Origin of the sequence: Novosphingobium sp. LASN5T, assembly GCF_003856955.1 — a bacterium.
GTDB lineage: Bacteria > Pseudomonadota > Alphaproteobacteria > Sphingomonadales > Sphingomonadaceae > Novosphingobium.
Map to the genome: position 1 here is coordinate 19921 of NZ_RQSI01000001.1, position 22725 is coordinate 42645.

General features: G+C 63.0%; 26 protein-coding genes. 20 read left to right on the forward strand and 6 right to left on the reverse strand.

Annotated elements, in window-relative coordinates; translation table 11 throughout:
- Positions 1 to 4 precede the first annotated feature (4 nt).
- The 5 genes from EH199_RS00110 to EH199_RS00130 all read left to right on the forward strand — a co-directional run bounded on the left by EH199_RS00110 (position 5) and on the right by EH199_RS00130 (position 2632).
- A complete protein-coding gene (locus EH199_RS00110) occupies positions 5 to 349 on the forward strand; it encodes a hypothetical protein (protein ID WP_070156519.1) in 345 nt (114 codons plus the stop codon).
- Positions 346 to 552: a hypothetical protein gene (locus tag EH199_RS00115; protein ID WP_223806386.1), complete on the forward strand. Its 207-nt coding sequence runs from the start codon at positions 346 to 348 to the stop codon at positions 550 to 552. Before EH199_RS00110 ends, EH199_RS00115 begins: the two co-directional genes overlap by 4 nt.
- Positions 553 to 602: 50 nt before the next feature.
- The gene (locus EH199_RS00120; RefSeq protein ID WP_070156520.1) at positions 603 to 959 is read left to right on the forward strand and encodes a hypothetical protein; all 357 of its coding nucleotides are present in this window, start codon (positions 603 to 605) and stop codon (positions 957 to 959) included.
- A 138-nt stretch (positions 960 to 1097) separates the two neighbouring features.
- A complete protein-coding gene (locus EH199_RS00125) occupies positions 1098 to 2066 on the forward strand; it encodes a hypothetical protein (RefSeq protein WP_083276931.1) in 969 nt (322 codons plus the stop codon).
- A gap of 65 nt (positions 2067 to 2131) precedes the next feature.
- Positions 2132 to 2632, forward strand: coding sequence for a hypothetical protein (locus EH199_RS00130; RefSeq protein ID WP_070156521.1), 501 nt, complete (start codon positions 2132 to 2134; stop codon positions 2630 to 2632).
- Positions 2633 to 2719: 87 nt separating this feature from the next.
- Here the strand turns inward: EH199_RS00130 and EH199_RS00135 are convergent, their stop codons facing one another.
- On the reverse strand, positions 2720 to 3115 hold the full coding sequence (locus EH199_RS00135) for a hypothetical protein (protein ID WP_070156522.1): 396 nt from the start codon (positions 3113 to 3115) through the stop codon (positions 2720 to 2722).
- Positions 3116 to 3258: 143 nt separating this feature from the next.
- Between EH199_RS00135 and EH199_RS00140 the strand changes: the two genes are divergently transcribed.
- The gene (locus tag EH199_RS00140) at positions 3259 to 3462 is read left to right on the forward strand and encodes a DUF5818 domain-containing protein (protein WP_070156523.1); all 204 of its coding nucleotides are present in this window, start codon (positions 3259 to 3261) and stop codon (positions 3460 to 3462) included.
- A 125-nt stretch (positions 3463 to 3587) separates the two neighbouring features.
- Here the strand turns inward: EH199_RS00140 and EH199_RS00145 are convergent, their stop codons facing one another.
- The gene (locus tag EH199_RS00145) at positions 3588 to 3806 is read right to left on the reverse strand and encodes a hypothetical protein (RefSeq protein ID WP_070156524.1); all 219 of its coding nucleotides are present in this window, start codon (positions 3804 to 3806) and stop codon (positions 3588 to 3590) included.
- 168 nt (positions 3807 to 3974) lie between these two features.
- On the opposite strand from EH199_RS00145, the gene EH199_RS00150 reads away from it, so the two are divergent.
- The 6 genes from EH199_RS00150 to EH199_RS00175 all read left to right on the forward strand — a co-directional run bounded on the left by EH199_RS00150 (position 3975) and on the right by EH199_RS00175 (position 9544).
- On the forward strand, positions 3975 to 4238 hold the full coding sequence (locus tag EH199_RS00150; RefSeq protein ID WP_030539266.1) for a helix-turn-helix domain-containing protein: 264 nt from the start codon (positions 3975 to 3977) through the stop codon (positions 4236 to 4238).
- A 21-nt stretch (positions 4239 to 4259) separates the two neighbouring features.
- Entirely contained in the window at positions 4260 to 4568 is a 309-nt protein-coding gene (locus tag EH199_RS00155) for an alkylphosphonate utilization protein (RefSeq protein WP_070156525.1), read from the forward strand.
- Positions 4568 to 4870 (forward strand): DUF167 domain-containing protein, encoded by a 303-nt coding sequence (locus EH199_RS00160; RefSeq protein WP_070156526.1) that lies wholly within the window; start codon positions 4568 to 4570, stop codon positions 4868 to 4870. Before EH199_RS00155 ends, EH199_RS00160 begins: the two co-directional genes overlap by 1 nt.
- Before the next feature lie 7 nt (positions 4871 to 4877).
- Entirely contained in the window at positions 4878 to 5615 is a 738-nt protein-coding gene (locus EH199_RS00165) for a YoaK family protein (RefSeq protein ID WP_070156527.1), read from the forward strand.
- Between the two features lie 69 nt (positions 5616 to 5684).
- The gene (locus EH199_RS00170; protein ID WP_070156528.1) at positions 5685 to 7199 is read left to right on the forward strand and encodes a hypothetical protein; all 1515 of its coding nucleotides are present in this window, start codon (positions 5685 to 5687) and stop codon (positions 7197 to 7199) included.
- Entirely contained in the window at positions 7196 to 9544 is a 2349-nt protein-coding gene (locus EH199_RS00175; RefSeq protein WP_070156529.1) for a hypothetical protein, read from the forward strand. Before EH199_RS00170 ends, EH199_RS00175 begins: the two co-directional genes overlap by 4 nt.
- Here the strand turns inward: EH199_RS00175 and EH199_RS00180 are convergent.
- Genes EH199_RS00180 through EH199_RS00190 form a run of 3 tightly spaced genes read right to left on the reverse strand, consistent with a single transcriptional unit; the run spans position 9482 to position 11974 of the window.
- Positions 9482 to 10552 carry a hypothetical protein gene (locus EH199_RS00180; RefSeq protein WP_070156530.1) on the reverse strand — a complete coding sequence of 357 codons (1071 nt, stop codon included), beginning with the start codon at positions 10550 to 10552 and terminating at the stop codon, positions 9482 to 9484. The two genes, EH199_RS00175 and EH199_RS00180, sit on opposite strands and share 63 nt — an antisense overlap.
- The gene (locus tag EH199_RS00185; protein WP_083276932.1) at positions 10549 to 11352 is read right to left on the reverse strand and encodes a hypothetical protein; all 804 of its coding nucleotides are present in this window, start codon (positions 11350 to 11352) and stop codon (positions 10549 to 10551) included. The genes EH199_RS00180 and EH199_RS00185 overlap by 4 nt, the downstream gene beginning before the upstream one ends.
- Positions 11339 to 11974: a hypothetical protein gene (locus EH199_RS00190; protein ID WP_070156531.1), complete on the reverse strand. Its 636-nt coding sequence runs from the start codon at positions 11972 to 11974 to the stop codon at positions 11339 to 11341. Before EH199_RS00190 ends, EH199_RS00185 begins: the two co-directional genes overlap by 14 nt.
- A gap of 132 nt (positions 11975 to 12106) precedes the next feature.
- Between EH199_RS00190 and EH199_RS00195 the strand changes: the two genes are divergently transcribed.
- The 4 genes from EH199_RS00195 to EH199_RS00210 all read left to right on the forward strand — a co-directional run bounded on the left by EH199_RS00195 (position 12107) and on the right by EH199_RS00210 (position 15949).
- Positions 12107 to 12646 (forward strand): hypothetical protein, encoded by a 540-nt coding sequence (locus tag EH199_RS00195; RefSeq protein ID WP_223806387.1) that lies wholly within the window; start codon positions 12107 to 12109, stop codon positions 12644 to 12646.
- A complete protein-coding gene (locus EH199_RS00200; RefSeq protein WP_070156532.1) occupies positions 12643 to 13548 on the forward strand; it encodes a DUF4238 domain-containing protein in 906 nt (301 codons plus the stop codon). Before EH199_RS00195 ends, EH199_RS00200 begins: the two co-directional genes overlap by 4 nt.
- An 814-nt stretch (positions 13549 to 14362) precedes the next feature.
- Complete coding sequence (locus tag EH199_RS00205; RefSeq protein WP_070156533.1) at positions 14363 to 14854, forward strand: DUF736 domain-containing protein; 492 nt, start codon at positions 14363 to 14365, stop codon at positions 14852 to 14854.
- Positions 14855 to 14935: 81 nt separating this feature from the next.
- Complete coding sequence (locus EH199_RS00210; RefSeq protein ID WP_030539254.1) at positions 14936 to 15949, forward strand: DUF2493 domain-containing protein; 1014 nt, start codon at positions 14936 to 14938, stop codon at positions 15947 to 15949.
- A gap of 149 nt (positions 15950 to 16098) precedes the next feature.
- Here EH199_RS00210 and EH199_RS00215 read toward each other — a convergent pair whose 3' ends face one another.
- Positions 16099 to 16425 (reverse strand): hypothetical protein, encoded by a 327-nt coding sequence (locus EH199_RS00215; RefSeq protein ID WP_070156534.1) that lies wholly within the window; start codon positions 16423 to 16425, stop codon positions 16099 to 16101.
- A gap of 466 nt (positions 16426 to 16891) precedes the next feature.
- Here EH199_RS00215 and EH199_RS00220 point away from each other — a divergent pair, with 466 nt between their 5' ends.
- From EH199_RS00220 to EH199_RS00235, 4 genes are read left to right on the forward strand one after another with little or no spacing between them, the layout of a single operon-like run.
- Positions 16892 to 17194: a hypothetical protein gene (locus EH199_RS00220; protein WP_025291971.1), complete on the forward strand. Its 303-nt coding sequence runs from the start codon at positions 16892 to 16894 to the stop codon at positions 17192 to 17194.
- On the forward strand, positions 17191 to 19239 hold the full coding sequence (locus tag EH199_RS00225) for a type IV secretion system DNA-binding domain-containing protein (protein WP_070156535.1): 2049 nt from the start codon (positions 17191 to 17193) through the stop codon (positions 19237 to 19239). The genes EH199_RS00220 and EH199_RS00225 overlap by 4 nt, the downstream gene beginning before the upstream one ends.
- Positions 19236 to 22214 (forward strand): MobF family relaxase, encoded by a 2979-nt coding sequence (gene mobF / locus EH199_RS00230; protein ID WP_070156536.1) that lies wholly within the window; start codon positions 19236 to 19238, stop codon positions 22212 to 22214. The genes EH199_RS00225 and mobF overlap by 4 nt, the downstream gene beginning before the upstream one ends.
- Complete coding sequence (locus EH199_RS00235; protein WP_223806388.1) at positions 22204 to 22713, forward strand: lytic transglycosylase domain-containing protein; 510 nt, start codon at positions 22204 to 22206, stop codon at positions 22711 to 22713. Before mobF ends, EH199_RS00235 begins: the two co-directional genes overlap by 11 nt.
- Positions 22714 to 22725 lie beyond the last annotated feature (12 nt).

The following is a 22725-nucleotide window of genomic DNA, read 5'->3' on the forward strand; positions in this document are numbered from 1 at the left end:
CCTGATGCGCCATGCCACACTCTTTGTCTGCTCGACCGCTCATTTGCCTGTCGCCGAGCGTCGTCACATCGATCACCTCATCGCCGTCGCGCCACGCGGGCCGGACGGACGTGTCGAGGTCGGCCATCTCGATCTGGTGATCGAGCCCTATGCCTACGGCTTTTTCGTCCACACCAGCGTCGTCGGGTGCGGCGGTGAGGCGCCCGACATCAGCCAGGAGTTCTGGGCGATCCTGAGTTCGGCATTCGACAGGGATGCCTCCTGGGTCCTGTTCGACCGCGACGAACCCACCTGCTCCGAACTGCCCATCTTCGCGGACCCCAACCAGCCCGAGGAGCACCAGTCATGACGGACCTCTGCTCGATGCAACCCTGTTCGTCCAAACGCGCAGCACTTGCGTCCTTCGATCATGCCTATGCCGTCGCGCTCCGGATGCGGCACGAGACGGGCCGCCCCCAATTCGTGCTGCGCACCGGTGATCCGCTCCAGCCGTTTCGCGTCTCCAGCACGGGGCCACAGCACCGTCAGGCGCTGATGACGCTCGTCGCCTGATCCGGCGCCTGCACGTGCCGGCAACGGCTCTCTTTAACGAGGACAACCACATGAACGATGGAATATTGCGTCAGTCCGCAAATGAGGCCTGCGACGCGCCACCGCCTGCCATCCAATATCTGGACCTCACCGAAGATGAGTTTGTGGACAGGTTCCAGCCAGTGCCCAATCATCTCCTCGCAACGGCGGGGTTCGACTTCGGCCGGGGCGGATGCCTGTTCGAAGCCTCCGGCCCGGACCTCAAATTCATCCGCTCGCAACCTGCGGCAAATGTCTGGACGATGATCGAGGGCGACGACGGTCTCGAGATCACCGATGGCATGCACGCCGTCAATCGCCTCGGCTATCTCCTGACCGAGCAGCCATGTCCCCCCGATACGATGGTGAGTGTGCCACTCGACTTCTAAGCGGCCACTCCTCCCGTCTCTCGGGGCCTCGGGAGCCAATTGATCGTCGCATTCCGGCCGCCCGGCCTCCGGGATCAGGCGCCAACCGTCACGGCGACGTCCCTTATCGGCTCCCGACCTCCTTCCTGGAGATCAGCCATGTACGATCCGAAGCGACCGCCGACCGCGGCGGCGAACGACGACGCTTGCCTTACTGTCCTATCCGGCGTCCCTGTGATTGCCGCATGGGGCATGGGCGTCGACAGCACCGCGATGATCATCGAATGGGTCGCGCGGGGGCTGCCCCTGTCCGCCGTCCTCACAGCCGACACCGGGGTCGAGCGCGAGGAAACCTATGCCTTTCTGCCGATCTTCCAGCGCTGGATGGACCGGCATCATATCGAGCATCATGTCGTCCGCTATGTGCCGAAGCGCTTCAAGCACTGGCCGCCCTATTTCTCGCTCCTGGAGAACTGCCTCACCAACGCGACACTGCCGTCGATCAGCTTCGGCCGCCACAGTTGCAGCCAGAAATGGAAAATACAGCCCCAAGATCAATGGGTTAATTCATGGGCGCCGGCGCAGAAAATATGGGCTGAAGGTGGCAAGGTTGTCAAGCTCATCGGCTACGACAGCTCGCCCGCCGATAGTCGCCGCTATGCCCATCGCGAAGGCCATATCAGCGACCTGTACGACTATCATTATCCGCTGCGCGCCTGGGGTTGGGATCGAGACGCCTGCATCGCGCGGATCCGTGCCGAAGGCCTGCCCGTGCCGATCAAATCGGCTTGCTGGCTTTGTCTCGCGCAGAAAACGGGCGAGTTGATCACCCTTCCAGGCTGGTGCCTCCGCCTGATCATATTGGTGGAGGCTCGCGCCGCTCCGCGCCTTGTGACGGTCGAGGGTCTGTGGCGCAAGTCGACGCGTGAGCGCCCCGGCTCGATGACCCACTTCATCCGCGAACGCGCTCTGCTGCCTGCTTCCGAAATAGACGCGATCATTGCCGGCGCACCGGTTGATCTGATCGACTTCCAACGGGTCGCGGCCCAGATCCCACTCGCCGAACGACCGACGATGCGGGACTGGATCGATCGGTTCAATGCGGGTGTCGAACGGCTCGCGGCATGACGATACCGTCAATCTGTCTGCGACTGTTGTTGACTGCCAAACGGCTTCACCGAAAAACTCTCTTCATGCGACTTATCGATGACCTGGCCGCCGCGAGGCTCTATTATCACCGGCCACTCCCGACATTGCCGGATATCCTGCTGATCGACATCCCACCTCGCTTTTCGGGCGGAGGTCTGGCACTCGGCCGCTACTACCCCGTGATCCTCGAAAGCCTCGCAGAAATGCACGAATTCGAGGCATTTTTGTGCGAGCCGCGGACGACCCCGGTAGCGCCCGCTCTTCTCGACCGGCGCCCGTCTGCCTTGCGCACCCGTGACATCATCTTCGCTCGCTATGAGCCTCAGATACCGAACTGGCCCTGGCTGCTCATCTGCTTCTGGCCACAATCCTACACCGCCATGGTGCTGCCTTCCGCCGACACCTTCGCGCGGGGCAGCTATACCATCGATGCCTATTCCACCGAGGAAGAACTCACAGACGCTGAGCTTAAGCTTCTCGCTACGCTCGGACCCGAGCAAGCGCGCATCGTTCGCTCGGTGGCAACCCGCCTGGGAAATGCCTGAAAGTCACGCATCAGGCCATGCCAATGCACGCACGCATGTCGAAGATGAAGGGCGGCAAAAGGCTTGATTGTACCGAAGGTGGCCGCGTCAGTGGCGATAACCGAGGTCGGCCGCGATTGGCCGCGCCATATCTGCCCGCCGCTTCATCAAATCGGCAAGCCAGGCCAGATGCGCGGCTGCGTCCGCCAACGGCAGTTGGCAAACTTCATCGAATAGCTCATGCTGATAGGCAAGGTCGCGATCCAGAATATCACGCAGGAGAACACGGGCAGGGCTGTCCTCCTCCTCGATGCCCGCATTCGCCTCTCGGGCAGCATCGAGAAACGCCTCGGCCATCTCCTGGGCCTCGTAATAGCCGCCATCCAGACCTTCGCTCGCCGCGAGGCTCGCCAGCCGGCGGCGAACCAGTGGCAGATCAGGATCGACCGCCGCATCGTCCAGCGGCAAGTTATAATCATAGCTGGCGAGATAATCGCGGATCATGGCATGGCTCCTCAGTGTGCCTGAGAACATAAAATGAACAAGATTGCAAGTCTGAACACGCTTATGCCATGCGGAGGTAATGTCTGTTCTGTCTTTTTCATCCCGCTCGCCCCGGACAGTCTCCATTCCGGAGGCACTCGCCCATGACTGACAGCAAGGCGCCGCTGCGATTGCACGGGATACTGCGCCTCAACGAGCGTGGCCCTTTTCTGGAGGTCGAGGAGGGGCCTCTCTGGCGCCTTCAGACAGACTCGGATCTTCGGACGCATCAGGATCGACGGGTTCGGGTCGAGGCCTGGCAGCGCGGAGCAAGCATCCTCGAATTGCTGTGGATCGGTCCGGCCTGATGGCCGGGTAAGGGGGGAACTATGCCTCAAATCAGCCCGAACCTGTAACCGCCTCTGAAATGGCTTACGGACGGCAAGCGAGCAGGACAGCGCCGGGTTCGTTCGCGCGATATGAACAGGCCTCCTTACCCGCCGCCTCTCTGCCGAAACGTCGGCTGGTCACCGGCCATGAAGAGATCCTGCTCCCATCTCTCAAGCTCGGCAGCGTTGAGCGCCTCGAGCCGGCAAAGTCGGTCGACCTCCTCCCGCCCAAGCGCCTGCCGCGCGCTTGCCTCCCGGACGAAATCCTTCAGCATCATATTCTGGAGGAGGAAAAAGCCCCTGATCCGCTTGCCCGTCTTCATCGCACCACGATGCGCCGAGCGCCGCCGAATCGGTCGATCCGCGTCATTGCGATGTGCATCACGAGATCACGTCTGCCATATTCCAAATTTCCGGTTGGCATGGGTATAACATATGGACAGTGATGGTGTAAGATTGAAATATGATGTCTTATACGTCATAAGCGCAGCATGATCACCTCTCAGCAGATGCGCGCGGCGCGAGCCTTGCTCGGCATCGACCAGAAGCGACTGGCGGAACTGGCAAACGTATCGCTTCCCACGATCCAGCGGATGGAAGCGTCGGACGGACAGGTGCGGGGTGTCGTGGAAACGCTGGTCAAGGTCGTCACAGCGCTTGAACGCGCAGGTGTCGAGCTGATCGGCGAGAATGCGACCAGCCAGACCGGGGGACGCGGTGTGCGCTTGCGCCAGGCTGTCGCCGGCCAACAGTGACTGACCAAGGGACAAGGACAGATGACCGATAGCAACCAAGATTATGTCTATGATGAGGAAAGCGGCGAGTGGTTGCCAGCTTCCGAACTTGCCCAGCGCCAGCACGCCGCCGTTCAGCCAGAAGTCCGGGATGCTGTCGGCAACCTTCTCGCCGACGGCGATCAGGTGACACTCATCAAGGATCTGGACGTCAAAGGCGCTGGTCAGACGCTCAAGCGCGGAACGCTCATCAAGGCGATCCGCCTGACCGGTGACGCACAGAAAATCGATTGCAAGTTCGACGGCATCAAAGGCCTCGTGCTGCGCGCCGAGTTCGTTCGCAAGCGCTGATGGCGCGACGCCGGATACCGATGCCCTCTGCGATCGAAATCCGCGCGCTGGCGGATCGCGAAGGACGTCTCGCGCTGCGCGCCACGCCAAATGCTTCGGCCGACGCAATCCTTTTGCCATCGCAAGCCGGGAGCCTGGAACTTCTTGTACGCACAACGGCCACAGCCGAGGGCGGCAAGGCCAATGAAGCGATCCTGCGCCTTCTCGCCCACGCCCTGGGCCAGCCCGTCTCTTCGATCCAGATCGTTCGCGGCGAGACAGGCCGCACCAAAGTCGTGCGCATCGGGCAGCCGCGCGGATGATCGCGGAATGCTGATCCGCCAGGGCGACGCACGCGACAGTCGGCTGGACCGCAAGCTTGCCTTCGCGCTGGCGTGGGTGGCGGGCGGACTCAATGCGGCGGCGTTTCACGAGGTCGGCTTCTTCTCCGCCAACATGACCGGAAATGTGTCCGCCCTCTCCAGCCTGCTCGCGATGGGACAATGGGGGCATGCTCTTGGCTATCTCGCCATAGTCTTGTCCTTCATCATCGGTTCCTTGGTTTCGACGCTCGCAATCGGCTCAGGCCTGCGGCGCGGGATCGGCACCATCTACGCCCGCGTAATCCTGGTCGAAGCCGCTCTTCTTGCCGCGCTCGGTCTTGCGCGGATGGCGCTCGATCGCTCCGCAGGGGTGCCGATGCTGATCATCGGCCTCGCTTTCCTCATGGGGCAGCAGAACGCCATCGTTACCCATATTTCAAACGCGCGGGTGCGCACCACCCATGTATCGGGCATGGCCACTGACATCGGCATCGGACTCGCCAGGATGCTCGATATCCTTCGCGGTAAGGCTGGCCCCGCGGATCGCGGGGAGATTACAACCCGATTGAGCCTTCACACGGGTACGGTGCTGTCCTTCCTGCTCGGCGGAGTCGCGGGGGTGCTGGCGTGGCGCATCGTCGGCGACCTCTGTTTCGTGATTGCAGGCCTGGTTCTCGCAGCCATTGCGGCAACCTCGATGCGACGTGCCGGCCAGATCGTCCCGCAAAATGATCCGCTCGATTGATCACCATTACTTCATCGCTCGTTACTATGGCGAAATGAGGCCGCCGGCCCGAACAGTCACCGAGGGCCGATGAACCTGCTGCCACAATGGACCGAAAAAGCCGAAAAGCGCGGGCTCGACCCGCTCGGCATGCAGAATAGCGGCGTGCTGCTCTATCAGTCACTGCTCCCGGGCATCAGCAACGTCACGCTGCGCATGCGCTACTATGGCTATTATTGCTGGGTGAGCGAAACCTATGCCCGCCGGGGCGCGACCAGCGACTTCGAAGCCTGGCGCATCTGGGTGCGCCGCGCCGAGGCACTCTACGCCCTCGTGTCAGCACGGACGGGTGAGACCGGCGTCGGCGGTATCGAGTGGGCCAATCGCCGCCTCGCGACCTCGGGACGCGTGATCGACTTTGAAGCCGCCGCCTCGACCGATCCCGCGCAGGAACGGTACCTTCGCCAATCGCTCGGGGTCTTCGGGGGCGCCTATTACAGCCAGATGGCTGAAATGAACCTCTTCACCGAAAACCGCCACGGCATCCAGGTCGCCACCAAGGATCTCGGCCGTCGCGCGGCCTCCCTGTTCGCCGATGCCATCGGACCGGACCTCGCCAGACTCCTGCGACAGAAGATCGTCGACGCTAAGGTAAGCCTGCGTGAACTCGACCGGCTTCAACCCATCGCACCTTCGCAGATCGCGGAAGAAAGCGAGGAGCGGACTTTCTACGAAACACTGCTCTTCGCCCGGTCCGATGACGCGAGCAAGTCAGGGCCGAGCCGCGCGGCATCGCTCGACCTCATCCTCGAAACCGCCTTCACGCAAGAGGAGTGGCCAAGCCCCGAACAGGTCCGCTGGCATCTTTTCGATCCACCCGAGCCGGCCCTTCCTCCCAGCCTCGAAACCCAGCGGCTCGCCTGGGAAGCCTATCAATGCCAGGACATGATGCAGGTAGCATGCGCCGCACTGCTCGCATGGGGCATAAAGATCATCAACGCCGAGGCTCAAGGCAAGTCGCTTACTGAGATCCGCGCTGATATCCTCACCCATCTGGAAACGCTGGATGAGCCCCATCCAGACCTGAGTTGGCGCGCGCTGCGACTCGGCCTCGATCCACGTACCTTCGATTATGCCGAGATGTGGGACGAACTCACCGGCGCACGCGGCGCAGCCGCCGACAAGGCCGTCAGCGCACTCCTGCTGATAGCCGCGCTCCATCAGAGGCTCCTTGACCGTCCCGATCTGGCTGCCGCCGCGGCGCAAGGTCTGCCCGAACGCGGGATGGCGCACTCGCTACGGACAGAAATATCATGGCTCGAAGGCAGGGAAGGGGAGCGCATCGCCACGCTCATCGCCGACTATATGATCGAGCGCGTCATCAGACGGCACAGCCATGTCGCCATGCAAAAACTGCGGCGACAGGGCGATTATACGTTCCTGTTCGAACAGCGCGAGGGACGTTTCGTCTATCTCGCCGCCTACCAGCCGGTCGCCACCACGCCGCGGCTGGCATCCGCAATCCAGTTTCTCGCCGACATCCATCTCCTTGATGATGATGGCCTGACGTCGCTTGGTCTGGCGGCGCGGGATGCTGGCCGATGAAGCTCCCCGATCGTCTGGGTCGCCGCAGCGGCCGCCCTTTCCATAGTGCGATCGCCACCAGCTTCGCCCTGGAGTTCGCTGCGGTCGAGGAAATCCTGCTGCCCCAGCTCATGGCCAGCGGCGCCACGAACCTCCTCCTTCTGACTGACGCGCGCATGACCGCGCTCGCGCTTGCGGACGGCTCAACCCTTCCGGCCGCCCTCGGTCGCGACTATGCACTCTACAGCCCGCCAGCCGCCAACGGCATTTTCCATCCAAAAATCATCCTGCAAATTGGCCGGGAAAGCGCCCGGGCGATCGTCAGTTCCGCCAACCTCACCGCATCAGGCCTTGCCGGTAACGCCGAGGTCGCGGTCGAAATCGAATGCAAGAATACGCCAAGCCCCGAGCAGGACATCATTCGCTCTATCTGGCGCTATCTCGACGCACTCGTGCCCGCCGCCCCTTCTCCGGCGCGCGATGCGCTGCGTTGGACACAAGAGCGTGCGACCTGGCTCGGCGGGCCAGCAGGGGATGCCGTGCACGAACTGGATGGAACTGGCATCGCTTTCCTCCATGGGCCCGGCGACACGGGAATCGCAGACCGGTTCGTGTCGCTGATCCAGGGCGCGAAGGTCCAGAGTCTGACGGTAATCAGTCCCTATTGGGACCATGATCTCGCTGCGCTGGCCGATCTCTCGCAGCGCCTCTCCCCGACCCGGATCATCCTCCCGATCAACCGCAGCCATCATGAATTTCCGGTCGATGCACGCTTTGCCAAAAAGGCGACGATCGTCGATCTTCAGTGGCCATCCCGGCGCTTCACGCACGCCAAGATCATCATCGCCTCGACCATTGATCACGACCATATCCTCTTCGGCAGCGCCAACTGTACCAGTGCCGCCCTCGGATCAGCCGGGATGCCAGGCGCCAATGCCGAAGCCTGCATCTATCGCAGGCTTCCCGCCGGCGCAGCGCGGCAAGCGTTGGGCCTCGAACGCTGGATCGATGCCACGCCGATCAAGCTCTCCGACCTGTCACCGCCGATTGTGACATCCCCGATCCCGCTCGATACCATCGAAGCCCGACAGCCCGGCATCTTCGAACTCGACCAGGGCCAGCTCATCTGGACAACCGCGAAAGCGGATGTGGCAGATGGAGACATCGAGCTGCTCGACCGGTCTGCACGCCTGATCGGGACGATCCCGGTGCGATCCTTCGTCCAGATCGATAATCGGCGGCGCGCACCGGTAGAGCCCGCATTGCACAAGTCCCTCTGCTTCGCTCGACTGGTCACCGGCGATATCGTCTCGACCCTCGCGCACATCACGCATCGCGAGATATTGCGCGCCCGACGTCGGGAGGTAGCGACCGGCAGCGTGGCCCGGGCGCTCGCGCCCTTCACCGATGGCGCTGATTTCGATCTCTGGATGCACCAGGCATTCGAGACCCTTGTGCGCGCAGATTTCGAGGCCGTGACCCAGCCGCGCGCCCTGTCGGCCGCCCGGCCGCAAGAGCGCAAAAGCGTGGACGAGCCGGCGGCCCCCGTTTCATTGAGCTATGAGGAGTTCACCCAGGCGCGCTCCGGCGCCGGCCGCTCGGGCGGCGAGGGCGATAACAGTCTTGCCGGCACATATAGCGACACGATTCGCGACTTCCTCAATCTGCTCTCCGGCCGCGGCCCTCAAGCAGATCAATCCGCCGAAGACGACACAGCTTTCGACGACCTCTCGGACGAAAAGGCCGACACCGACCGTGAGGATGACCCGGCCGATGAAAGCGTTGAACATCGCGATACTGGCAAGCCATCGCTCGCGCCCGCGCCGGTCGACGCCCGGCTCTATGAGCGGCATATTCTTGGCTATACCGAAGGACTCAAAGGCGACGAAGAGGCGCTCGGTCCCAGCGACGTGCTGCGGCTGCGCTACTGGATCCTGTTCCTCCTCTACAAGGCCCGATGCCCTGATCTGCCGAAGGGCCTGGATACATCCAGTGCCCTCCTTGGCTGGCCACGCTTCGTCGTGCGTGTCCTTGTCGCCTTTTTCTGCGGCGGCAAGCCCGCAATACGGCGCGTCATGCTCGCACGCGATTTCGAGGCCATGCCGGTCGATTTCATGGAATGCTGGATCACCATATTATGGAGTCTTGAGGCGATCGAGACGCTGTTGGCGAACCAGCGCAAGGACCGCGAATTCCTGAAATATATTCCCGAGCTGCGCCGCCGCGTGATTTCCCTTCTCGGTCTGAGACCCGATGAACTGAATGGCGATATCGCCGCCGCCATTCGTGCGGGACTCGACGAGTCAATCGGGACCAGGCTCGGCCTTGATCCGATCGCTGTTCGGCTCGATGTGCCCCAGCCATAAAGGGAGCCGGCTGTTCTTGAAGTCCCACGCCCCAAGCGGTGCAAACCATTCGGGCACCGCCTTACCATGGAGCTGGATCACCTGATCGCCGTCGACCGTCTGCGCGGCATAATAGCGGCTGAAAATCCGGCTGGCCCAGCCGATCCCGTCAAAGCCCTGGTCCGATGGCTCCTCAGGCTGCGCCACGAACTCGACACCTCCGATCTCGACACCATCCATCCGTGCGATCGGCTCGCCCACGGTCCAATCCCCGAACAGGAAGAGAATCTGCGCCAGCCTGCGATCCCGAGGATCGGTGAGTTCTGTGTCCCCACTATACATGCGCGCGGCGCCGATCATGAACTCCGCCAACCCCTCCGGGCTCAACTTTCTCGGCATTTTCCGGTCGGCGTCGAGCACCAGGCGGAGCGGTGGCCGCGTCATGATGATCACCTCGCCGAGCCTGCCGAACTCATTCGCCATCACAGCCTCCTGCATAGTCACACGCAGGCCGCCATCGGAACGGCGAAAACGCTCCGGTGGAATGATCGTCCAGATGTTCCAGAGCGACCAGAAGATCGCCAGCCTGAGCGGCGTGCCGACCATGTCGGCATAGCACTGCAGCGAGTTGAGATAAGCCGCCGACATGGAGGTGCGCTGCCTGAGCGGCTTATCGCTACGGACATTCTTGACCTCGACCAGCCATTGCGCGCCGTCGTCGAGAACAACCCGGAAATCCGGCGCACGCGATGCCCCGCTGCCATGAACACGGCCGATGTCCTCGGTCTTCAGCATCCGATAGCGTCCAAGGGTCAGAACCGTCGCCTCGAACAGCCGTTCGATCCGTGAGCCATGGATCAGGGCCGCGTCGGACAACGCCATTTCCAGCCTCGGTCGAGCATCGGTCATGAACCTGTCGATTAGCGTCGGATCGTTGAGGGCGACGCCTTCACGCTGCGCAAAGGCTGCCAGCGACGCCAGCAGATCAAACGCCTTCGGCTGGGTTTGCGCAGGCATGCCCTTGGTCATGGCGTGCTCCCGTTCGAACCTGGTGGCTCGACATCGTGCGGGTTCATATAGTGCCGAAATCCGGTCAGATCCTCATCGCTTGGATTGTCCGCCTCAGGGAAAAACCGGATCGTCTCCGCAATGTCGCGACGGGAGACATAGCCGATAATCGAGCCGCCATTGCTCATCTCATAGTCCATCGACCCGGTATGGCGATTGGGAAGGGCCAGCCCCGGAGCAAAGGCGATGGGCTTCTTGTTGCCCTTCTTGCTGACCTCATGCTTGGCGAGCGCAACCCGGATGAACTCCAGCGTGGTGAACCCCATTTCCGTGCGGCGCAGATCGACTCGCATCTGATCCACCAGTTCCGGGCGTTCCTGCGCATCACGCAACTGCTGCGCGCGAAGCTCCCGGTCATAATGACGGTACCCAAGCTCGCGCTCGAGATGGCTCGCCTTCTGGTCGAACCCACCATTTTCGGCCAGTTTGATGACCTCTTCACAGCGCTGCCGCCACGTGCGCAGCAATTCATAGGCAGCGAAGATCCACATCGGCGAAAGCGCCTGCACCATGGCCATGGTCGATCGTGGCGGATCATCCTCCGCCATCTGTTGCAGGACCTGCTCTTCAAGGCCGTTCAGCAGATTATCGACATGGCAAAGCTGGCTCGCCTGCATCACGAGAAACGGGTTCTCGGCAAAGCCGGCCAGCGACTTCAGCGCCTCGAAAAGATCGCTCCGCCCGATGTCGGACACCCGACGATAGCGTGGCTCTTCGTCCTCCGGTTCGAACATCTCCGGCACGCCGTCATAGGCTCCCATAAGGCGGATTCTTCACCGCCAGGGGAAGGGGATCGGCCAAGCCCCAGAACCGCGTGGTGGCCCGGATATAGCGCTCAAGGTCCGCTTGCCGGATGCGCACATGTTCACTTGCCACCGGCGTTCCGGGGAGGAGATCGTGATAGTCGACAGATTCCTCATCCCAGAGGTGCGGGGCAAGCGCGCGCAGCCTTTCGCAGGATCGCCCCTCTCCATGACGCACGACATTGGCAACCACGAACATCTCCGTCAGAGCCTCTCCAAGAGGCTCAAGCATAAGGTCGATACCGGCGCGCTCGGCACAGCCGGCGAGCAGTGCTTCAAAGCCGTTGAGCTTGCCCATATCGGAACCCCCAGCATCCTGTATCGCGCGCGCCCAGCGGCTCATTTGTCGCTCGAACAAACCGGCGAGGGTAAGGACAAACGCCTTGGCCGCCTCATTGGCAGTATAATTGTCGACCTGCGCCGCCGCCCGATCGAGAAACTGATCAAGGCTATCGGTCTCCCCGGTCTCAAGCTCCGCATGGGACGGCAGCTTGTCCATGACGGGCAAGATCACGCGATCGAAGAACCGCCCGAGATTTGCCTGAAAGATCCTGGGTAACTGCTCCGCCGTCGACATCATCGCAATCCTCTTGCGCGCTTCCTCGCGCGTCCCAAAAGGTGAAGCTTTCTCCCATAGTTGCAAGTCATCAAAACCTCGCCGTGGTGACGGACGATGCGATAGAGTTGCGTGCAATCAGACACAGGGGAATGCGTGAAGAGTGCCAAAGGCGATGCCCACCGAAAATCTTCGCGGAAGCCCTATAATGAGCGCACCGACCTTGAGAAACTCCAGTCCCAGTGGACCAAATTGTCGGGGCTCCATGGGCGCGATGAACCATCCGCAGCGATCGTGCGTTGCGCCACGGCTGCGGAAATCGCCGCCAATTATGCGGTACGCACCGAGTGGGGCAAGAAGACCCAGTTCGATGCAGCCATCGTCGACCAGTTCCTCCGTTGGGCAAATAGTCTCCCACTGAAGGTCGAGCGCCTGTTCGTACCCGTTTTCTTCGCGACCCCCCGGACAAGCCCAACGGCACGCGCCCTGATCAGCTCGGCGGGCAAGATCAACACCGTCCGCAACGCCGTCGTCCACCAAGGTTCCTTCAGCAACAAGGAGGAGGCCGAGGCGGTGATCGCGGTGGCCAAGACCTTCATCAACATGATCGTCGGCCTCTCGATCGACGGCTTTGATATCGACGCACAGGCCGCATCGGTCAGGGCTGCGCCCCCTGCCGAGGGAACGCCAGAATGACCGCCGAGAAGCCCAGGCGGCATCATTATGTGCCGCAATTCTACCTCCGTCGCTTTGCCTGCCCGGACGACGCGAACAAGGTTCGCGTGGTCGAACGACATGGCGATATCCTCGCCATCGACCGCAAATCCATCGATCGCATCGGCTATGAGGACTCCCTCCACGACTATGTCGCGGACGGTGTCGAAAGGTCGATCGAAGGCCCGATCAACCATATGATCGAGACGCCTTTCTCCAACAGTGCGACCTGGAGGAAGATCGTCGAGGGTGCCGGCACCAGTCTCGCCGAGACCGACAAGATCCCGATCTATGGGTTCGCCCGTCACCTCCAACGTCGCAACCTTGAGACCTTGCGCTTCATCGAGGCTGAGTCCGCCCGCTTCGCGGATGGCGCGCTCGACGGCAACTTGAGCGAGGACGAACAGGAGATGCACACATGGATCGCGGCGTCCGCGGACAATGCGCACGCCCTGTTTCGCGAGGGCGCGATGGACATGAATATCCCCGAGGACGCCGACGCCATCAACGTGATGGTCTGCCATTCGCCGATCCCTTTGCGGACATCGACGAACCCCACGCTGATGATCTCGGCGCCGGGCCATCAATCCATCTTCGGCGCCTTCTTCAACGACCTGCGAACCTGGTGGCTCACGCTCGATCGATATTGTGGCGCCTTCATCATCGCCGGTGGCCCACCGGGCTTCAGCAATTCCACCCTGCCGCCTGACGCCGCCCGCATGATCAACCAGCAATATCTGGTCCAGCATGGCAACAGCATGACGGTTCGCTACCTCCTCGCCAACGACCCCTATCTTGATGACGACCTTATGTTGGCCGGCTATGGCTTCGAGCGGTCCACGACCCATGGTGCCCGATGGCGCAAGCTCAGCACGGGGCGATGATCCGGCAACCACGATCCGGCGGATTGCACTAGGTCAAGCCTCCGGTTTGTCGTGAAAGCGGGGCATTCCGGGATTGCACTCCGAGCGATAGACGACAGGATAAGCGTCCCGAGGTCGGGCGGATGCCCGCTGAAGCGGGCACCGGGCTCTATCTCCGCTCCGCTCCGACCAAGCCCCCTTTGGGGTCTTGGCGGCTGACGCCGTAACGATCCCTTCCGCGGGGATGCCGGGCAGGGAGGCATTCTTCCCGAAACGCCAGAATGCCCGGCACGTCCATCGCAATGCAGGCTTCGCCTAAGGAATCGCGCTAGTCGCGCGATGCGGATCGTGGAGCCAGCAGACAAGCCATCACCCCCTTCGCCGCCCTCGCAGGATCCGTGCGTTGCAGGACGGGTTTCGTCCGCAAGAATTGCGTCGGGGCAAAGCTACGCTAGGCGAAAAGGGGCCGGCGATGTTTGTCTGTTTTCAACAGAAGCGCCGGCCCCTTTTCGCCAAGCTTCGCTAGAGCCCCTCCCGTGCTTCTTGCGGACAAGAGCCCCGCCCTGCGCCTTCGGACCTGCGAAGGCGGCTCCGGGTGCGATGACTTGTCAGCCGGTCCACGCTCCCTTCCCATTCAAGCAGAACCGTCCGCTGACGCGGCCGGTGCGTCTTTGTGTCTGTTGGCCGCTGCGCGGCTGTTTCTTGCTCAGGCTCACCAGGTACGATGGATTTCTGTCAAGAAATCAATGCCATGGAAGTAATGGAGGGGAGGGAGTAGGGTTCAGATGTGGCCGGGAAAGAGAAACGAGCCACAGCACAGAGAAAGGATGAAGTCATGAAGATCGGTAGCTTCAAGTTCGACGAGCGCGCCAGCGACATTATCGGCAAGATCGCCACCCGCGAAATGCGCTTTCCTTACCTCATCATGCGCCGCGTCGAGGATCGACAGAGCGACAGTGCCCCCGTCTATGAGATTTACGAGACGAACCGCGCTGGCGACGAAATCCAGATCGGCGTGGTCTGGGAACGCCGCATGAAGTCCAATGACGAGGTGTTCCTGTCCGGCATGGTGGACGATCCGAGCTTCCGCGAGCCGCTGCCCATCGCCCTTTTCGGGGACGAGACGAACGGCTTCGATGTCCAGTGGCGGCGCGAACGCGAGCGCGAGGCGCAGGGCGGCAGCTTTGGCGGGCGCAATGGCGGCGGTCAGCGGTCGGGCAGTTTCGGCGGACGGACCGGCGGCGGTTTCTCCGGCGGCAGCACCGCAGGACCGGACGGCGGATATACCGGCGGCGGACGCAGCCTTGACGATGAGGTGCCCTTCTAAGCGGCACCAAAGGCGGGCCGGGGGAGCGCTGGAACGCTTCCCCGGACCCTGAACCGTCACCCGACCAAAGGAACCCATCCCATGAGCAAGCCAACGGCCTTGCGCAGCGTTAGCAGCTTTGCCGACCTGCCGGAACTCTATGCCGAAGCCATCGCCACGCCCGATTTCGTGGCATCCTTCGGCGACCCCTTGCCCCTCACCATCATCGAGCCGGACGAGGAACCGGCCGAACATTTCATGCCCGATCCGCTCGCGGCACAGGCGGAATGCGGCGGCATCATCGCCGCCATCTTCGACCTGCTAGGCGATACCCGACTGGACCCGCTTGCCCCGGAACTCGCATGGGGCTTCGTAAACAGCTTCCATTTCGTCGCAAACAAGCTGGAAGGCCGCGAGGACAGGCTGGCCGATACCATTCGCGATATGGCCCGCCGTCTGGAACCGGGCGAGGTGTTCAACAAGGAACTGGAAGACACCCAGCTTGAATGCCAGTCGGTCGCGGAACAGCGCGCCGCCATGGAAGCCATGCGCGACTATGCGGCGGCAATGTATCGTGCCTATGCCGGTCGCCCATGGTCGCCCGCAAAGGGTTCGCGCGCGTCCCATGTCACCACCGCCAGCCAGATTTCGGCGCTCGACTTCCTGCGCGCAAGGTCCGAACGGAAGCGTGACCGATACGACCCGCAAGGCCCCGTCGTGGTCGTGTCCGGCCCTTCCGACTGGCACGATTGGCGGATTATCTGGGGACGGCTCGACCAGATCAGAACGCGCATTCCTCACATGGTGCTTGTCACCACCGGGCAGCGCCTTGGGGTGGATGCAGCCGCCGCAGCATGGGCCGCACAGCGGGGCGTGGTCTGCATCGCGTTCGGCCTCTATGGGCGCGGCAACGGCAAAGCCTTCCGGCGCAATCGCAACATTGCCGAGCTTATGCCCGTCGAGGCGTTGCTATGCGAAGGGTCGGGCATCCAGTCCAGCCTCTATGACCTGTTCAACCCGGAGAAGGGCCACCGCGTCCCGACCCATGTTTTCATGCGGGCAGATCAGGCGCCCGATGTCCCGATCAAAAAGAAGCGCCGCGTCATAGCGGCCTGATCGCGAAGCCACCAAGAGAAGGGCCGGGGCGGGCAACCGCTCCCGGCCCCTTGTCGTGCCTTTGGCACGAGCGGGGGAAACCCGAACGGTTTTCCCCGCGCCGCTCCTTTTGCCGGGCGTGCCGCCCGCCAACGTCGCTCCCCTTTCCGCTAAAGATGCACAGCCGTTGAGGCGTCATCACCGCCAGCCGGGGGAACAACCGCGCGCTTGCGAGCCGACCCAGCAGACGGTTCCGCCTGGACGCCTTGTGCCGTCAGCCCCTTGAGCGCGGCAATCGCCACGCCGCCGCCGACCCGAATCGCTTGGCTCAGCACGTCGCGAAATTCGCGCTCGCTTAAGCGTTCGACCGGCAATTCCGTCGCCAGCTTCCCATAATGGGCGCGCAATCCACGCCGCACCGTCTCGGCTTCCCGCGCGAGATTTTGCTGATCGGCCTCGATCTTCGCCAGCCGTTCGCGTTCCGTCATCTTGGGCATTCTTAGACTCCTTGCTCAAGGAGGTCTGCCCGCCGCCCTCGACTATCCACCAAGGACCACCGCCATGCAATGCCTTCCCCGCGATCGGAATGCGATCACGCCCGCAAACGCACCCAACCGGGGAGACCCGCCCACGGTCGAGTCGACGGGCGCAGCGGGCAAGCGCGCTGCGGAGGAGGGACGCACGCCGGAGGCGGATGTAATGCACCCCACGCACGGGTGCTGCGGGCGCGAATCGCCTGGATTTCCGCCACTTTTCGTCGGCACAAAGCGGCTGTCGATCTGGCACTGATCGGCTGCCGGTGGCAGCCATGTCCTGTCGCTTCTTACCCTAAGGGATTGATCTGCCTTGGCACTTAGTGGCTGCCAGCGGCAGTTTCGATAAATTGTTGAGATCGCGGTGTAAATCGGCTATAAAGGCTGCGCTTCACCACGTTGCTGGCGTGTCGGACAAGGAGTCCGCCGCTTGGCACGCATCACAATCCGCATTGACGATGACCTCTATGCGCGCCTTTCTGTCCAGGCGCGCAACGCAGGTCTCGGCGCCGCGACCTATTGTCGCGACATCCTCGAACGCTTCGAAGGCAGTGATCCTTCGGGCTATCATGCCCGCTTCGACGAACTCCACGCGACCGTCATCCAGGCGTTCGCGATCCTCGCTACTTCGGTCGGAGAGCGCTCGCCGGACATTCTCCAGAAGGGACTGGGTGAAGCGCGCCGGCTCCTCCGCGAAAGGGGGCTGCTCGATCCCGAGCAGGACCGGCCGTGAGCATCTTCCGCCATGACACGCTTGGCTCCTGGACGCGTGGCGGCCAGGCCATCGTCCACAATGTCCGCATGACCACCCAGGTCTTCTACCAGACCTTCCTCGCGGGGCTGGTGATCTGGATCGGCGGCATCATCTGGTACGCACTCGAAAAGTCGTCCGAATACGAACGCTTCGTGATGCTCAAGATCACCCAGGCCTATTTCATGGGTGATACGCTGCCCGGTAACGCGACACCGATCCTGTTCAAGACACCGGCCGGCAAACAATATTGGACCACTCCCAAGAGCCTCGTCAGTTCGGGCGTCGCCCATAAGACGCTCGCGGCCTTCGAAACCTATCTCCTCCACGGAGCTTTGCTTGCCGGTCTGTTCGCCCTCGCAATGCTGTTCTGGGCATGGTTCTACTTCACCCGGACGGGGAGGGGGCTCGGCTCCAATCAGTTTCTGCGCGGGGCGCGGTTCGGCACCGTCAAGCAGGTTCGCCGCGCGCTCTGGCGTCAGGCCAAGGGCAGCTTCCAGATTGGCGGCGTCAATGTGCCCGACGCTTTCGAACCGGAGCACATCCTGATCTGCGGTGCTCCTGGAACGGGAAAGACCAACATCATCGTCAAGATGCTCGACGGGATCCGCAAGCGGAAGCGCCGGGCGATCGTCTACGACACCGCCGGCACCTTCGTGGAGAAATTCTACCGGCCCGGCATCGACGCCCTGCTCAACCCGCTCGATGCGCGCGCAGACTCATGGTCGCCCTGGGTCGATGTGCCGCGCGACTATCATTACGACCAGATCGCGGAGTCCACGATCCCCGACAAGACGGGCGATCCTTTCTGGGCGAAGGCTGCGCGGGGCACGCTGGTCGCCGTGCTCCGGAAATTGGCGAAGCAGGAACGTACCCTCGTCTCGATCCTGCTCGACACGCTGCTCCGCTCCAAGCTGAAGGATCTCGCCGCCTTCGCCGCAGGCACCGATGCGGCGGCGTTCATATCGACCGAGGGTGAGCGCACCAGTGCCGGCATCCAGGCGGAGCTCGCCTCCGTGATGCGCAGCTTCTCCTATCTCGACGACACCGCCGACGGGTTCTCGATCCGCGACTGGGTCGCCAATGAGAAGGACGACAGCTGGCTGTTCATCACTGTAAAGGCTGACCAGCTTCCCTCACTCCGACCCCTGATCACGGTGTGGCTCGACATCGCGATCAGCGCGATCATGAGCATGACGCCCGATCGCAACCGGCGCCTCTATTGTGTCATCGATGAGCTGCCGACGCTCCAGAAGCTGCCCTCGCTCGGCGACTTCCTCGCCCGTGCCCGCAAATATGGCGGCTGCGGCATCCTCGGCTTCCAGAGCTACCCCCAGCTCGAGGCGACCTACGGCATTCAGGATGCCGCGGCGATCACCGGCTATTGCTCGACCTGGGTGGCTCTCCGCGCCAACGACACCCCCACCGCCAAGCATGTCAGCGAGAATCTCGGGCAGGTCGAGCAGGTCGAAGCCAATGAGGGCATGTCCTACGGCGTGAACGACATGCGCGATGGTGTGAACCTCTCGCGCATGCAGGTCACCCGGCCGCTGGTCATGCACACCGAGGTCACCAACCTGCCGAACCTCATGGGCTACCTGAGGTTCGGTCGCAGTCTGCCGGTGGTCCGCTTCGAGGACAGCTACAACAAGGTGGCGTCGGTCGCCGAGGCGTTCGAGGAGCGGACAACCACTCCCATCAGGCTGGCTGGGCCGGTCGTCGAATTCCCCCCGGCACCGCTGGCCTCATCCTCGCCGACCAGGCCCAAATCTTCCCCTCCGAAGCGGCGGCGGGCTGGCTCCGAAGAGCAACCTGCCGAGCTTCCGCTCCCGCAACCGCATGAACCGCCGACCGCGCCCGTGGACGCCTCGAGCGAGAGTCCTATGCCACCGCCCGCCGATCCGCCTGGAGGGGGAGAACAGCAGGCTCCACGCCCTCGCCTCGAATTGTTCGGCAAGCCTGCAGGCTTCCGCCTTGAGCAGCACGGTCGTCGTGACGGCGCCCGCAACAAAGCGAGGCCGGCATGATCAATCCCATCCGCCTAAAGGGCAAGCCCGCCAATATCGCTCGCTATTACACGGTCGGCGACTATTACACCAAAGGCGCCGACGAGCATTCCGAATGGGGTGGCAAGATCGCCGCTGAACTCGGCCTGGATGGCAAGGTCGATCCGGTCATGTTCAAGGAACTGCTAGCCGGAAAGGTCGAGGACCAGCAATTGGGCCGGCGCCGGGCCAACGGAGAAATCCAGCACCATCCGGGTTGGGATTTCGCTGTCAACGCCCCCAAGTCGGTGTCGATCATGGCGCTGGTCGCCGGTGATCAGCGGATCGTCGAGGCGCATGAGCAGGCCGTTAGCGTCGCGCTCTCCTATCTCGAGGAACATGCCACGATGCGCCACCGCGTCGATGGCGAGGTCACCGAGAAGACGACCGGGCGGCTGATCTACGCGCGCTTCACCGAGCATGCCTCACGCGAACTCGATCCCCACCTCCACACCCATGTCGTCGTCATGAACATCACCGACGAGCGGGACGGTGAGAAGAAAGTCAGTCTCGAAACCCGCGCCATGTTTGCCGAGCAGATGACAGCTGGTCAGGTCTATCGCAACGAACTCGCGCATCTCCTGCGCGAGCGCGGCTACGATGTCGAGTTCGACCCGCGCAAGGGGCTGTTCGAGATCCGGGGTGTCCCCAAGGCTCTGATCATCGACATGTCGCAGCGCGCCGAGCAGATCGACGCCCATGCGAAGGAGCACGGGCTGACCGGGCAGGCTGCGCGTCAGCATTCCTTCTATGTGACGCGCGGGCCCAAGCAGAAAATGTCCCTCGAAGCTCTCCACGAGAGCTGGGAAGGTCGCCTCGGAAAGCATGCCGAAGCCGTGCATGACACGCGGGCCGATGCCGAGAAAGCGGGCGCGCGCGACATCGAGGTGCCCCAGCCGGTCGCGGCCCGGGCGATGCTCTTCGGGCTCCGGCAGTCGGAAGGGAAGGAAGCCGTCAACAATCTCGGCCGGTTGCTGCAGACGGCTCTGGCCTCCCATGTGGGCGAAGTTCGGCTGTCGGACGTCAGGCCGATCGTCGAGGAGCACCAGGCGCGCGCCAAGCTCCTCGAAACGCGGCATCCGACCGGCGACGAAGTCCACACACGTGGCCGGACGTCACGCAAGACCGCGCGCCTTGAAATGGCCCTTGCGGACCATCTGGCTTTGGCGCTGGGAGACGCGAAGCCGCTCGCCTCGGTCGAGAGCCTGCGTGATGCGGGGATCGCGCACGGACTGAAGCCTGACCAACGGACGGCTCTTCTGCATCTGGGGCTTTCCTCCGACCGGGTGGTCGGCGTCCATGGTGTCGCGGGCTCAGGCAAGTCGACGATCATCGGCGCGCTTCGCGAGGCAGCGGGGGAGGAAGCGACCCTCATCGCGCTCGCTCCCACCTCATCAGCCGCCGGCGAACTCGGCAAGAAGGCGGACATCGAATCGCGCACGGTCGCCAGCCTGCTCGCCTCTGGCGGCGCCAAACTCGACGACGGCCATGTCCTCGTCGTCGATGAGGCCGGGCAGCTCGGCAATCGGCAGGCGGTCCGCCTGCTCGAGATCAGCCGGACCACCGGCGCGCGGCTGATCCTGCTCGGCGACACCCGCCAGACGGGGGCGATCGAGCAGGGCAAGCCCTTCTGGCTGATGCAGCGCCTCGGCCTACCCAAGGCGGAACTGCGGGAGACGGTACGACAGGAGGCTGACAAGATCACCCAGGCGGTCCGCCTGGCGCGGCTCCAGAACTATGATGGATCGCTCGGCGCGCTCGACAAGGTGATCAGCGGCGACAGCGCGGAGAAGCTCGCGGTCGCGCTGGTCGCCGACTGGACGCGGCTACCCCCCGAAACCCGGGACAGGACCAACATCCTCGTCCTCGAAAACGCGACCCGACTGATCGTCAACACCAAAGTGCGCGAAGCCCTGAAGGTGGAGGGCGCCGTCGCCGCCGAGGATGCGCGGCTCTCGATCCTGTCGCCCTCGGGCATGACCGATCAGGAGAAGCATTTTGCGCGCTTCTACTCGCGTGGGCAGGTGGTGGTGTTCTCGCGTGACAATGCCGGCCTCGGCATCGCACGGGATGCCGAATATAAGGTGGTGGGCGTCGGGCGCGATGCTCGTGGCCGGCAGATGGTCAACATCGTCGATGAGCATGGGCGGACCATCCAGTGGGATCCTCGCCTTGGCCGAGCGTCGCAGATCAACGTTTTCAAGGACGAGAAGCGCGACCTCGCCGAGGGCGACCGGATCCAGTGGCGTCTGGTCAACAAGGAACTCGGACTGAAGAATGCCGAGCGCGGAACGGTCGAACGGCTCGACGGCATGATCGCTACGATCCGCTGGGATCGGGACGGGAAGGCGCAGGAGATCGACCTCTCCCGCCACAAGAACTGGGACCATGGCTATGGGGAGACCGTCTACTCAGCGCAGTCCAAGACCTACGATCGAGTCTATGTTCTCGCGCCGGTGAACTCGCCGTTGGTGACCGGTCAGAATTACTACACAGCGATCACCCGCGCCCGGTTCGGTGCGAGTCTCTGGACCGAGGACCGCGAGCGGCTCGTAGAAAAACTGACCCTCCGGTCGGGCGAGAAGACATCCTCACTCCAGGGGTTGGGTCGGATCGAGAAGGACAGCGTGAAAGGGCGCACCGCGCTCCATGGGGAGCGCTGGGATCGGCTGCGCGACGAACAGCGCGTCGAGCGGCAGGCCCGCAAGGACCGTCTCTCGACGGCCCAAACACAGCCGGAAGTGGCCAGGGCTAACGGCCTTTCTTCCTATATCGCGGGGCGGGCGCAATCGGCAGCGAGCTTCCTCGATCGGTGGATTATCTCTCTGCTCGAGCGGAGTTCGGGCAGGGGAGACGACCGCGAGCAGGGGCCGCAGCAGCCGTCCTCAGCCCAACAGCCGCCACCCGAGCCTCAGCACGCCCCCGCTCGGGATCACGGAGGCGGGCATGACCGTTGATCTAAAACCAGCCCGGCGCTTGCTACCGCTCGCGATCCTCCTGGCATCAGCAGGCCATGCAGACGCCAGAGGTACACCGTCGGCCGATCACGAGGCGCGCCTCGGGCAATGCATCCGGCAGGCAGCGGGAGGTCGCGCCTGGCTTGAGAAAACCCTTTGGGGACTGCGCGACCAAGAAGGGGGCTGGATCGGGGCGCAAGTGCCGAACGGCAACGGCACCCATGATCTTGGACCACTCCAGGTCAACAGCTTCTGGGTGCCGAAGCTCTCGAGACTGACCGGGCGACCACCGGAGCAGGTGAGAGGCTGGCTCAAAAGCGATCCGTGCTTCAATGTGCAGGCCGCGCGCTGGATCTTCCTCTCTGCTCTCAGATTATCGAACGACTACTGGAAGGCCATTGGCATCTACCACAGCCCTACCGAATGGCGTCAGCGGAGATATGCGAATAGCGTTGCGATCAAGTTGAGAGTGCGTTTCGGGGATGATGCCTTCGAGTGAGGGCTCCTAACT